Origin of the sequence: Flavobacterium rarum (SeqCode), assembly GCF_965234445.1 — a bacterium.
GTDB lineage: Bacteria > Bacteroidota > Bacteroidia > Flavobacteriales > Flavobacteriaceae > Flavobacterium > Flavobacterium rarum.
Genome location: NZ_OZ248479.1, coordinates 276,050 through 289,647 on the forward strand (window position 1 = coordinate 276,050; position 13,598 = coordinate 289,647).

At 31.6% G+C, this 13,598-nt stretch carries 9 protein-coding genes; 2 read left to right on the forward strand and 7 right to left on the reverse strand.

The window, feature by feature from the left end; genetic code table 11:
- Positions 1–73: 73 nt before the first annotated feature.
- The 7 genes from AC8GF4_RS01115 to AC8GF4_RS01145 form a co-directional block, all read right to left on the reverse strand.
- A complete protein-coding gene (locus AC8GF4_RS01115) occupies positions 74–2,347 on the reverse strand; it encodes a helix-turn-helix domain-containing protein (RefSeq protein ID WP_506591945.1) in 2,274 nt (757 codons plus the stop codon).
- 103 nt (positions 2,348–2,450) lie between these two features.
- Complete coding sequence (locus AC8GF4_RS01120; RefSeq protein WP_506591947.1) at positions 2,451–3,005, reverse strand: OmpH/Skp family outer membrane protein; 555 nt, start codon at positions 3,003–3,005, stop codon at positions 2,451–2,453.
- A 253-nt stretch (positions 3,006–3,258) separates the two neighbouring features.
- Positions 3,259–4,107 (reverse strand): class I SAM-dependent methyltransferase, encoded by an 849-nt coding sequence (locus tag AC8GF4_RS01125; RefSeq protein ID WP_506591949.1) that lies wholly within the window; start codon positions 4,105–4,107, stop codon positions 3,259–3,261.
- Positions 4,108–4,200: 93 nt separating this feature from the next.
- Positions 4,201–4,668: a GNAT family protein gene (locus AC8GF4_RS01130; protein ID WP_506591951.1), complete on the reverse strand. Its 468-nt coding sequence runs from the start codon at positions 4,666–4,668 to the stop codon at positions 4,201–4,203.
- A gap of 282 nt (positions 4,669–4,950) precedes the next feature.
- Positions 4,951–6,822, reverse strand: a complete 1,872-nt coding sequence (mnmG, locus tag AC8GF4_RS01135) for a tRNA uridine-5-carboxymethylaminomethyl(34) synthesis enzyme MnmG (RefSeq protein ID WP_506591953.1) — start codon at positions 6,820–6,822, stop codon at positions 4,951–4,953.
- A gap of 299 nt (positions 6,823–7,121) precedes the next feature.
- Positions 7,122–7,541, reverse strand: a complete 420-nt coding sequence (ybeY, locus tag AC8GF4_RS01140; RefSeq protein WP_506591955.1) for an rRNA maturation RNase YbeY — start codon at positions 7,539–7,541, stop codon at positions 7,122–7,124.
- Positions 7,538–10,858, reverse strand: a complete 3,321-nt coding sequence (locus AC8GF4_RS01145; RefSeq protein WP_506591957.1) for a hypothetical protein — start codon at positions 10,856–10,858, stop codon at positions 7,538–7,540. The genes ybeY and AC8GF4_RS01145 overlap by 4 nt, the downstream gene beginning before the upstream one ends.
- Before the next feature lie 151 nt (positions 10,859–11,009).
- Here AC8GF4_RS01145 and gltX point away from each other — a divergent pair, with 151 nt between their 5' ends.
- Complete coding sequence (gene gltX, locus AC8GF4_RS01150) at positions 11,010–12,515, forward strand: glutamate--tRNA ligase (protein WP_506591959.1); 1,506 nt, start codon at positions 11,010–11,012, stop codon at positions 12,513–12,515.
- Between the two features lie 90 nt (positions 12,516–12,605).
- Positions 12,606–13,589, forward strand: a complete 984-nt coding sequence (locus AC8GF4_RS01155; RefSeq protein ID WP_506591961.1) for an SPFH domain-containing protein — start codon at positions 12,606–12,608, stop codon at positions 13,587–13,589.
- Positions 13,590–13,598: the final 9 nt, after the last annotated feature.

Here is a 13,598-nt window from a genome sequence, read left to right on the forward strand (position 1 = left end):
GATTTTAGCTTAAAACGACTATTATGTATTTTGCTGTTATATTCTCTTTATATACCCAAATAATTTACTTCTTTCAATAAACATTCAAACTGGCCTTGAACATTCTAAGTTCTTCCCAAGTGAATTTATCTCCGTATTTTTCTTTTAAAGGAGATACTGATTCTTCTTTGTAACCCGAAAAAGCTTCGGCAAGTGCTGTTATTGTTTCTTGGCTAAAAACCTCACTGATGGTGATTGTTTTGGATTGAATTAATTTGGTCAAATGTGACAAAATAGTTTCTTGGGTAAACTTCCGTATAGTGGCAATTTCTTGCACTGTTTTCTTTTCTAACCACAACTCATAAGTTTCTTGGACTGTTGATTTTTTGGGTTCTTTTTTGGATGTTTTTTTTGTTGCATATCGTTCTGCATCTTTATCGTCATCAATAAGAGTGATGTTGGCTTTTTTGAAATCTTCGATTACACGATTGATTTTAATTGTTTTGTATTCTTTAATTTCTTGGGAAGTTAATTTTTCCTTAGAAATGGTTTCCCCTTTTACAAGTGTAGTCATCATTAATTTGGCTTTCATCAATTGCAAAACAGCTTTGGTTTGTAAATCTTCTAGCACAATAAGTTCATCATAAAAAGCTTTGGCTTTCTTGATTCGTTTTACTTCTTCAATTTTCCACAGAATTTCATATACCAACTTATCCATTGGTTCCATAAAATAATTGAATGCAGCATTAATCCGTTCGGAAATATGACTAAATTCGTGTTGTTCTTTGTGGAACAATTTGTCCAATTGGATCAAAAATTTAGAAGAAGGATCCAACAATTGCCATATCACTCCTGCTTGATTTTGTGCCCAAATAGAATGCTTGGATTTAGTAGAATTATCAGCATCTTGGTTGTAACTAAATTGGTGATTTCGCCATTCTTGTGCCAATTCGTTCCAATCGAAGCTGTTTTTGAGATAGTTAAGTATAAAATTCTTAGTTTCCCGTTTTAAAGCATTGGCCAATAATTCGTCAGATGCTTTGTTTTCGGCATAATCCATTACATCCTGGTCGTTTGAAATGCCATTCATTCGAAGCGGGGAAAGCAAAATAAGCCCGTTTAAGGAACGTAAACGAGATAATGCTACATAGGCCTGACCAGGTAAGAAAACTTGAGATACATCAAGTGCAGCTTTGTCAAAAGTTAATCCCTGACTCTTGTGTACCGTTATCGCCCAAGCCAATTTGATTGGATAATGGACAAAAGTACCCAGGACCTCCTCTTCTATTTCTTTGGTCATTTCGTTTACAGTGTAACGAATGTTTTGCCATTCGTACTTGTCCACTTCAATAATTTTATCTTCATCTGGAAAGTGTACCCAAATTTCTTTCGAAGTCATCGTTTTTACGATTCCCATTTTACCGTTAAAATAATTTTTGTCTGGAGATAAATCGTTTTTGACAAACATAATTTGTGCTCCAATTTTTAATTGCAAATTCGGATCTACTGGATAAATTTTCTCTGGAAAATCATCTGTAATTTCAGGTTTGAATGTAAGCATATTTCCTTCCAAGTCTTCCAAAGATTGAGCGTTCATCACGTCAGCTTTGGCATTGTGTGTGGTCAAAGTGATGTACCCCTTATTGGATTTTAAATCAAAATTGGGCTTTACAAATTCATTGAGCATTTGAATATCAGTCTGCGTAATCTCATTATTACGCAAATTGTTTAAAACTGAAATAAATCGATCGTCAGTTTGTCGGTAAATCTTGGATAATTCAATGTATAATGGTGGGTATTGCTGAATAACATGTGCATGAAAAAAGAATTTTCCTTTGTAATACGATCTCAGGGTGCGCCATTCTTCATCTCTGATAATGGGTGGTAATTGTAATAAATCTCCTATATACAAAACTTGAACACCTCCAAAAGGTGCTGACTTCTTACGAACGGATTGCATCATAAAATCCATAGCATCGAGGAGATCGGCGCGCAACATACTAACTTCGTCTATAATAAGTAATTCCATATTACGTATTACAGCACGTTTTTGTCCACTCATTTTAAAATGACGGCGTAAAGTGGCTTTGGTTTCAAATTTAGTAGTATCCGAAAACTGAGGTGCAGAATTATCAGGGATAAATCCACCAAAAGGAAGTTGAAACATGGAGTGAATTGTAACTCCACCCGCATTCAAAGCCGCTATTCCAGTAGGTGCAACTACCACTGTATTCTTGTGTGTGGTCGCTATTATTTGCTTTAAAAGTGTGGTTTTACCAGTTCCCGCTTTCCCCGTAAGAAAAACAGATTGATGAGTTTGATTGATAAATCGGAGAGCATAAGCAGCAGCTTCGGATATGGATTGCATTTGGCGTATAAGTTTAGAATGCTAAATTATTGAAAATAAAAGAAATAAAAAAACCTTCAATCTAGTTAAAGATGAAGGTTTTAAAATTGATTCAATTAAAAAGTTACTTTTTAACTTCTACAGTTTTAGCAGTTGATTTGTATTTTTCGTTCAATAATTTTACAATGTCTTTTGTAATATCATATTTTTCTTCTGCATACAATACAGTAGCAGCGTCTCCTGTACCATAGATATAAGCATAACCTTGTTTTTTCCCGTATTCTTTTATAAATTTCTTAACGCCACTTACTAGAGAATCCATTTCTTTACCACTTTCTTGTTGCAATTGTTGTTGCAATCCTTGTTGCGCTTGAGCTAATTGTTGCTCTCTACGTTGCAATTCTTGACCGTTTTTTTGAGCCCATTCTTGCCCATTTGCTTGTGCGTTACGCTGAAAATTTGCAGCATCTTGTTTGAATCTATTGATTTCTGCTTCTAGTTGTCTTCCTTTTTCGGCGGCTTGACCTTTGTATTTTGCTTCTAAATCTTTTGTCTCTGTATATTCTTTCATCAAAACAGCAGTATCAACATAGGCCGTTTTTAATTCTTTCACTTCAGATTTTTTATCACAAGATACAAGTGATATTGAAATTGCGATAAATAATAATGCTTTTTTCATTTTGATGTATTTCTAGTTTTGAGTTTTAAGTATGGATGACAAAAATATAAAAAAATAGACAGCATTGACAAAAAGATTAAAAAATGCTACTAATTAATTATTATAAATTATATTTATTAATACTATATTTAGTTATAAATATAAACTATTAAAAACAAAATCATAGCGATTGTTTTAAGGCTTATTTATAAAAAACAGACCAAATGTAATCTTAGAGTTAAAATAATGTCTTTAAAATAGCTTAAAATGTGTTTTAGTTGTTTTTTAGGATGTAAATGTGTGATGAATATTCAAAATTTCTCTTGGCTTTCCAATTGGATTGTAAACCGATAAAAAATGCTTTGAAATAATTCATTTTACCCGTTTTGTATTTTTCTGAAAGTAAGCTCACATAAAACGAATCAAATTTCATTGGAAGTACTTTTTCCAACTTCATATTTTCTCTTTCAAAAAGTTTTTGAATTGCCAATTTGGAGAAATGCCAAAAATGAATCGGCACATCATAAGCAGCCCAAAATTTTCCGTAATGTTTTGCATCAAAAGATTTGAAATTAGGAACAGCAATAATTAATGTTCCACTTGGTTTTAACAAACGTTTTAATTCTGTCACTTGTTCTTCTAAATTCGGAACGTGTTCCAATACATGCCACATTGAAATTACATCAAAAGTATGACTCTCCAATTCTGTAGTACTCTCAACAAAGGAAACGCCTTTGTTTTTTGCAATTGTTTTTGCTTTATCACTTGGCTCTACTCCTATTGTTTTCCAGCCATTATTTTGAGCAACAGATAAAAAATCTCCTGTTCCAGCACCTATATCCAGAATTAAACCTTTAGAAGGTTGATACGTGTTGATTAAATTCAATTTATTTTTTAAGGCTATATTCTTCACAAAGTGATACGCTTTTTCAAAAAGAGAGCGTTTCGAATCTGTATGCGAAATATAATCAGCACTTTCATAATATTTACCAAGAATTTCAAGACTTGGTTGAGGATGTGTAATCAATATGTCTAAATCTTGATCGTGATACAAATCGAAAGTTTCCTGAGAAACCGAATAATCTTTTACTGTAAGAAAGTGTTTTTTGTTTGTAATGTCCATTTTTGTTTTAAATAAATAATTTCAGCATTCTATAAAAGCTGAAAGGAAATTCTTTTTTGATTAATTAAATTGGAAAAGAAATGATTCAACATTCTACACTCTTTTCCATCTTATTTTTACAGCGGAGATTTTTTCGTTATCCATCCGTGTTATTGGGTTTACTAAAAATCCATTTTTTGTATAAAAACCTAATGGAGATAAATAGGGCTCCTTATTTTGTTTAAAATCATTTTGATGATCGGTTGCCCAACCATTCAAAACTGAATTTGCTTTTTTTAATTCATTTAGCAAAAGCGAACCTAAACCTTTACTTTGTATTTCTGAATTTAAAATAATTCCAAACCAATTTTCTTCTTCGCGAACGAAAGTAAAAGCCCAACCCTTCAATTGATTTCTCTCATTCAACAATAAATAATGTTTTAATTCTGAAAGGTTATCGAGATAATTTTCAAATTCGGACAATGCTGCATAACATATTTTTTTAGGATATTCAGAATTCCAAAGTTCAAACAGCGTTTGTTTTTGGTCGGAAGTTAAAAGCGTAGTTTGAATAATTTTCATTTTAAAAAGAGCATTATAAAGCAATTTATCAACAAATATAAGCGTTGCAAGCGTAGTTTCACGTGGAACAAATTAACTTTAGATTTTAGATTGCAGATTTTAGATTAATCCGTATTCGATAAAAACCTAAAGAACACATACTAAATTTGGATAAAAAAACAAGCCTCTTATTAAACAAAAAAATTGAATAAATTTTTACTTAAAGTAAAACTTGAAATACATCCAAGTTAATAAAATTACCAAAAATTCTAAAATCTAAAATCTGAAATCTGAAATCTCCCTCTACCTTCCCATATAAATCAATAGCACCGAAATATCACTTGGTGAGACACCACTAATTCTAGAGGCTTGCGAAATCGTAACTGGTCGAATTTTACCTAATTTTTGTTTAGCTTCGATAGACATTGATTTTATTTTATTATAATCAAAATCTTCCGGAATTTTAACATCTTCAAGACGTTTTAATTTATCAGCATTATTTCTTTCCTTTTCGATATAACCAGAATATTTAACTTGAATTTCGGCTTGTTCTAATATTTCCTGATCCACTTCATTCGAAGCGATGTACTCTTGAACTTTTTCAAACTTAATCATATCTTCTAAATCAATTTGAGGGCGAGAAAAAATCTTAAACATTTTATCTCCTTGAGTTATAGAAGCTGTTTCTTTAGATTCCAAAATAGGATTAGCTTCTAAAACAGAAACACTAGTTTCTTTAAAGAAAGCAACCATTTTTTCAGATTCTTTTAATTTATGTTCCATTCGTCGCAAACGTGCTTCAGAAGCCAAACCAATTTCATAGGACAATGGAGTCAATCTAAAATCTGCATTATCTTGACGCAACAATGTTCTATACTCTGCACGAGAAGTAAACATACGATAGGGTTCTTCCGTTCCTTTCGTTATTAAGTCATCTATTAAAACTCCAATATAAGCTTCGTCTCTTTTAAGGATTAACGGTGCTTTTTCGTGGACTTTTAAATGAGCATTAATTCCAGCCATCAAACCTTGAGATGCTGCTTCTTCATATCCAGTAGTCCCATTAATTTGCCCAGCAAAATACAAACCTTCAACTAACTTTGTTTCCAAGGTATGTTTTAATTGAGTTGGAGGAAAATAATCATATTCGATTGCATACCCTGGACGAAAGAATTTTACTTTCTCAAAACCAACTACACTACTCAACGCCTTAAATTGTATATCTTCTGGTAAAGAGGTTGAAAAGCCATTAACATAAACCTCACAAGTATTCCATCCTTCTGGCTCTACAAATAATTGATGACGTTCTTTATCTGCAAAACGATTTATTTTATCTTCAATAGAAGGACAATATCTAGGACCTAGACTTTTTATTCTCCCGTTAAACATTGGAGAACGATCAAAACCTTCTCTTAAAATATTATGCACCTCCAAAGAAGTGTACGTCATATGACAGGATTTTTGAACTAACAAAGGTTTGGTTAAATCCGAATAAGAAAATTTATCAGGCTTAGCATCCCCTTTTTCTTCATTCATTTTAGAATAATCCAAAGAACGACCATCTACTCGAGGAGGTGTTCCTGTTTTCATTCTACCTGCTTCAAAACCAACTTTAATTAAATCTTCGGTAATTCCATAAGCAGCACTCTCACCTGCTCTACCTCCTCCAAATTGTTTTTCACCAATATGAATTAGACCGTTCAAAAAAGTTCCATTGGTAAGTACTACCGATTTTGAGCGAATCTGAACACCCAATGAAGTTCTAATTCCTTTTATCTTTCCATCTTCAATAATTAAACCGCCTACCATTTCTTGATAAAAATCAAGATTTGGAGTACCTTCCAACATCATTCTCCATTCTTCGGCAAAACGCATACGATCACTCTGAACTCGCGGAGACCACATTGCAGGTCCTTTCGATTTATTCAACATCTTAAATTGAATAGCAGTTCGATCAGAAACAATTCCTGAATAACCACCAAGCGCATCAATCTCACGAACAATTTGACCTTTTGCAATTCCACCCATTGCAGGATTACAAGACATTTGGGCAATGTTTTGCAAACTCATAGTCACCAACAAAGTTTTTGAACCCAAATTAGCTGCTGCTGCTGCAGCTTCAGAACCAGCGTGACCCGCTCCCACCACAATTACATCATACTCTTCTAAAAACATTTTCTTTTATATTAATCCTAAAAAAAGGAATTAAAAAATTCTAATTTTTTGTTCCACGTGAAACAATCTAAACAATCTAAACAATCTAAACAATCTAAACAATCTAAACAATCTAAACAATCTAAACAATCTAAACAATCTAAACAATCTAAATAATCATAACAATGTTTCACGTGAAACATTATATTCTAAAATTAAAAAACCTGTTCCACGTGAAACAAATTGATACGAAAATTAAAAAAAATTATTGTTTCACGTGAAACATAATACATTTTTATATAATTTTACGAGGTTTAAAACTACTGTTCCACGTGAAACATGTTTAATTTTTCGTCTTCTTTGCTTCTCATTGCAACTTCGTCTTCTGTTGATTTGTCTTTGTATCCGCAGTAATGTAAAACACCATGAACCAATACGCGTTTTAATTCGTCTTCGAAAACCGTGTTGTAATCTCTAGCGTTGTCTATAACTCTTTCTATAGAAACAAAAATATCACCACTTAATTCATTACCCATAGTGTAATCAAAACTTATAATATCGGTAAGTGTATCGTGATTAAGATACTCTAAATTAATCTTATGAAGATACTCATCGTCACAAAAGATGTAATTGATTTCACCTTCTGTTTTTTTTTCCGATACAATTACAGCACTTAACCAAGTTGCTATTGCTTCTTCGTTTACTAAAGTAAAATCGGATTCGTAATTAAAATTGATCATTTTTTATTGAAATAAACTTGAACTTTTTGATTAAAATTCGAGCGCAAAGGTAACGATTGTCTGTTTAATATTTCGATGCTATTTAAATAATCTGTAAGTGCCTTCGGTAATGGTATTGCTTGATTGGTAAAACTCTTAGTATTTGTTTCAGATTGTCGTTTTGGGCCTTCTCCTTGTAAACGAATTGCAGTGTCTAATTTTAAAAGTTCTTGTTTAATTGTATTGGTTCTTTGCAACGTTTCGTTGTTGAATCCTTTGTTTAATAATTGCTTTTCTAATTGTTTCATTTGTTCCAAAGCATTCTGACCATTATTGCCTAAGCCTTTTTTGTTTAACTCTTCTTGTAAAGCTTCACGTAATTGCTTTTGTTCTTTGTAAATATCCATAGTAGCTTTTGCATCTCCTTCTCCATCACCTTCGGTGCCTCCATTTTTACCTTCTCCTTTTCCAGATTGAGACCCTTTGTTTTTACCTTCACCAGGTTTATTTCCTTCACCTGGTTTATTACCAGATTTCATTCCCTGCTTCATTTTATCTGATAATTCGCCTTGCTTTTTTATAATATCGGGTAGTTGCATCCCTGAACCTTTACCAGGTTTTGGTTTTCCTCCACTACTTCCAGACATTTGCATTTGCATACTATTTAAAGAATCACTTAATAAATCAGCCAATTTATTAGCAGATGAAATTGCATACTGTTGTTGTGCTAAACCTCTTTGTAATTGTGAATCCGTTAAACTTTCAAGAGATTTGTCAATATTGTATTGTACATTGGCCACCTCTTTTGTAACTGATTCTGCAATTTTAGGCTGACGCAAAGACATTGCAAAAAGACTATCGTCAATATGTTTGAATTGTGTTTTTAAGTTCTGTTGTGTTTTAATGAATTTACTAAAAGAAGGAGAACCCAATTTAGCTATCTTAAATTGGTCCATTACATCCTCCTGTGAAAAAGAATAAGCCAATAGATTGTCTAATATTTGACGTAACATTTTTACATCTTCTTCTATCTGATCCTTTTCTGATTCTTCCATTGCTTTCTCTATAGCTTTGGACATTTCATTCATCTTCTTGGATGCACTTTTTTGATTCGGTTTTGCCTTTGATTTGTTATTGTTTTGCAAATCAGTATTGGCTTTATTAAGATCTTCTTTGATACTCTTCTCTTTGTCGGAATCAGAAGGTATGTCCATTGGTGATTTCAACTCGTCATTTTCTTTGTCTAATTGCTTTAATTCCTCTACAATTTTTTCAAATTCTTTCGTAAGTTTGAGTTGATCATTAACTGAATTTTCTTTATCATTCTCAGATAATTTATCTTCCTTTTGAGATAATTTTTCCAATTTATCAGCTAATTGTTCTGCCTTTTTTTCTACATAATACCGTTTAGTTAGCTCTACTAATTGAGCTAAGTTCTTGTTTTGGCTTTTACTATTCTGTTTCAATTTTTCCAATTTCTCAACAAATTCCTCATCTTTAATTTTATTGTTAAGATCATCAAGTTCATCTAATAATTTTTTGTTTTTATCTAATTCTCTTTCTGTATTCTCTAAACGTTTTTGAAGTAACTCTTTGTTTTCATCTTTATTTTGTGGATTTGAATTGTCGAAATTATTTTTCATTTTTTTTGAAAACTCTTTCATCAAAACATTTTGTTGCTGTTGTTGTTTAATGAAATCATTTATCTTTTGTCGGTCTTTAAAGTCTAAAGAATTTTTTTCTTTATTGGTTTGTTGTAATTTTTCTATTTCTGAAAATTGTTTATCTTGTTTTTCTACTGATTTTTGCAGACTGTTAATGGAATTATTCTGCTCTTGAAATAAAGCATTTTGTTTCTCTTCAACGGATAAAACACGGTCAGAAAAAACTATTGAACGAGTACTTTTGAAATGATGCAATGCATCATTATCAAAAATCTCAAAATAATATTCATAATTAGTTCCTTTTTCTACATCAAGATTACTTGGAAAACTAAAAACAAATTGATCAAAAGTATCCTGTTTGATATTAATTGTTCCACGTTTAGCACTAGCAGGTTTACCAGACTCATAGTAAATAATCTGCAACCTTGACAAACCATAATCGTCAGCTAATTGACCAACAAAATAATTATTTCCAACACTTAAACTGTCCGGTGCTTTAGTAATATTAATGGTAGGAAACTGATCTTTGATAACATTCAATTGATAAAATAATTTTTCAAAGTTTTTCACTTCGTTATTTGATGTAATTACTTGATATTCTGAATTTTGTAGGATATTTTGAGTGAAATTAAATGAATTCTCAGATTTAGAGAATAGAAAGGACTGTTTACTATTTTTCCATACAACATTTTGTGTTGAATTGGTATTCAGAATCCAAGTAACTTGGGTACCTTCAGGAATAACACCGTTACCTGTACCTTTAATAATAGAATTTTTTAAATTCAAATACCCAGGATAAACCAACTTCATTTCAAAGTTCGAAATCGTTGGAACGGCAATTACTTTCAATTCATAATCAGATGAAAAAACAGAATTTCCTTCGAGATGAAAAGAAAAATTAGAAAAAGGTTTAACAATCCTAAATTGATACTCACCGGGTTTAATGGTTTCTAGAAAATAACTTTCATCACCTATAAAAATCATTACATTTTCAGGAACAACAGATCCTTCAGTTTTTATATGCAAAACAAAATCCTTTCCTTGTTCAGTAACCAAACTGGAATTTAAAACAGTAAATTTAAATGGTGCTGGTGGTGTGAAACTGGAATTAAAATTCACAACCCTGTTTAAACTTTGTGAAATAATACGACTATTACCAGAAAGTAAAAAGAATAATAGAAAAAGAACGGGTAGAATTGCTAATGGCAAATACTTTTTGTTAGAATTAAAATCAATTGCTCTTCCAAAAGGAATTGGACGCAATGCATTTGCTTTTTGTTCTATCGAAGCTAATAATAATTCAGAGTTATCAACTGAAATATCAGATTTTGAAAGCTGTAAATAATTGGTCAAAGTATCATTTACTTCAGAAAAATGATTTCCAATAATCAAAGACGCTTGAGTATAATCAATACCTTTTTGAAATTTTAAAATTTTAAAGATTGGAAACAAAATGAAACGTAGTAATAAAAATGCTTCTACTGTGATAAAAAGCCAAAATAAGAACGTTCTCCCTTGTGGTTTCAACCACAAAAAATACTCAATAAAGAGCGTAAAAAGAAAATAGATTAATCCAAGTCCAATAAAAAAAAGGACACCGCGAATTAATTCATTTGTATAATACTTCTTTATAAAAGCTTCTAATTTTTGATGTATCGTATTTGACTTTTCCAAAATTACCGTATTAATTTAATAACCAATAAAAGTAATAATTTTAATGCTTTGATAAAGGTAAATAAAACATAATATTAACGTATTGAATAAACACTAATTACAAATACCAAACGACAAATTGAAATTGTATATTTGCAAAAAATTTACAATAATGTCTAAACCAGTTCGCGTGCGTTTTGCACCTAGTCCAACAGGACCTTTACATATTGGCGGAGTACGTACCGCTTTGTTTAATTATTTGTTTGCCAAAAAAAACGGAGGAACTTTTTATCTAAGAATAGAAGATACCGATCAAAACAGATTTGTTCCAGGAGCTGAAGAATATATAATGGAAGCCTTGGAATGGTTGGGAATTTCTCCTGAAGAAACAATTGGTAAGAATGAAAAATTTGGTCCATACAGACAAAGTGAAAGAAAGCATTTGTACAGACAATATGCTGATTTATTAATTGAATCAGGAAATGCTTATTATGCATTTGATACTGCAGAATCGTTAGATGCCCATAGAAAACAACACGAAGCCGATGGCAAAACATTTATTTACAACCATAATAATCGTGAAAAATTAGATACTTCATTAGTCATAACCAAAGAAGAAACTGAAAAAAGAATTGAAAGTAAAGAAGACTATGTCATACGTTTTAAAACTCCAGTAAATGAAACGTTACATTTACAAGACATCATTCGCGGAGATGTAAAATTTGAAACAAATCTATTGGACGACAAAGTATTGTTTAAAAGTGATGGAATGCCAACGTATCATCTAGCTAATATTGTTGATGACCATTTAATGGAAACCTCACACGTAATTCGTGGTGAAGAATGGTTACCTTCTATGCCGCTACACGTAATGTTGTACCGTGCTTTTGGTTGGGATGCACCAGAATTTGCTCATTTACCATTAATATTAAAACCAATTGGAAACGGTAAATTATCAAAACGTGATGGAGATAAAATGGGATTCCCTGTATTTCCATTAGAATGGAAAACAGAAGAAGGGATTTCAACGGGTTACAGAGAGAAAGGATTTTTCCCGGAAACGGTTGTTAACTTTTTAGCTTTATTGGGTTGGAATGATGGAACTGAAAAAGAACTTTTTTCGTTAGAAGAATTAACTATGGCTTTTGATTTAAAAAGGGTACATAAATCAGGAGCTAAATTTGATCCTAAGAAAAATGATTGGTTCAATAAACAATATTTAATGAAGCAAGAGGACATAGTTTTAGCTGAAGCCTTTACTCCTATTTTAATTGAAAAAGCGATTGAAATTTCAAAATTTGATATAATTAGAATTGTTTCCTTAATAAAAAAAGATGCTCATTTTATTTCAGAATTTTGGGATTTGAGTACTTTCTTTTTCATTGCTCCTACCTCTTATGATGAAAAAGCAAGCAAAAATTGGAAAGAAGAAACACCTACTTTAATGCAAGAATTGATTTCAGTAGTTGAAGAAATAAGTGATTTTACTTCTTTAAATATTGAAAACATTGTAAAAGACTGGATGACAAAAAACGAAATTGGAATGGGGAAAGTAATGCAACCGTTTCGATTGAGTTTAGTTGGAGCACTCAAAGGCCCTCACCTATTCGATATTGTGGAAGTCATTGGAAAACAAGAAACAATTTCAAGATTACAAAAAGGAATAGATAAATTATAAAAACAGAAAAGCTCCTAATTGATTGGGGGCTTTTTTTGTAACTTTAAAATAAATCTTACGTATAATAAGTACTAACAAAAAATAAAAACTATGGACATTGTACTTATTGTTATAATCATCTTCGGATTGATTATATTTTTATCCTCATTTTTTACTGTAAAACAACAAACCAGTATAATCGTGGAACGTTTTGGTAGATTTCACAGTATTCGACAATCGGGTTTACAACTTAAAATTCCGATAGTTGATCGAATAGCAGGACGCGTGAATCTGAAAATTCAACAATTGGATGTGATTATTGAAACTAAAACCAAAGATAATGTATTTGTAAAACTAAAGGTTTCAGTACAATTTATGGTGGTTAAAGAAACGGTTTATGATGCATTTTACAAATTAGAATATCCACACGATCAAATTACATCGTATGTATTTGACGTAGTTCGTGCTGAAGTACCAAAATTAATTTTGGACGATGCTTTTGAACGTAAAGATGATATTGCAATAGCTGTAAAAAGAGAATTGAACGAAGCAATGACTACTTATGGATACACAATAATCAACACTTTGGTTACCGATATTGATCCAGACATTCAAGTTAAAAATGCAATGAATCGAATTAATGCAGCCGATAGAGAAAAAACAGTAGCCGAATACGAAGCAGAAGCATCTAGAATAAGAATTGTTGCCAAAGCCAAAGCAGAAGCAGAAAGCAAGCGTTTACAAGGCCAAGGTATTGCAGATCAACGAAGAGAGATCGCTAGAGGTCTAGTAGAAAGTGTAGATGTTTTAAACAAAGTTGGAATTAATTCCCAAGAAGCATCTGCTTTGATAGTAGTAACGCAGCATTATGATACATTACAGGCTATTGGCGCTGACGCTAATTCTAATTTAATTTTATTACCAAATTCGCCACAAGCAGGAAGTGATATGTTAAATAATATGGTAGCTTCCTTTTCAGCATCAAATCAGGTTTCAGAAATGATGAAGAAAAACAAAACAAGAGTTAAAAAAAGTAAAGAAATAGAAATTCTTCCAGAAGAACCAACAACATCTGAGTTACCAGAAACTGAATAATTAGTACTA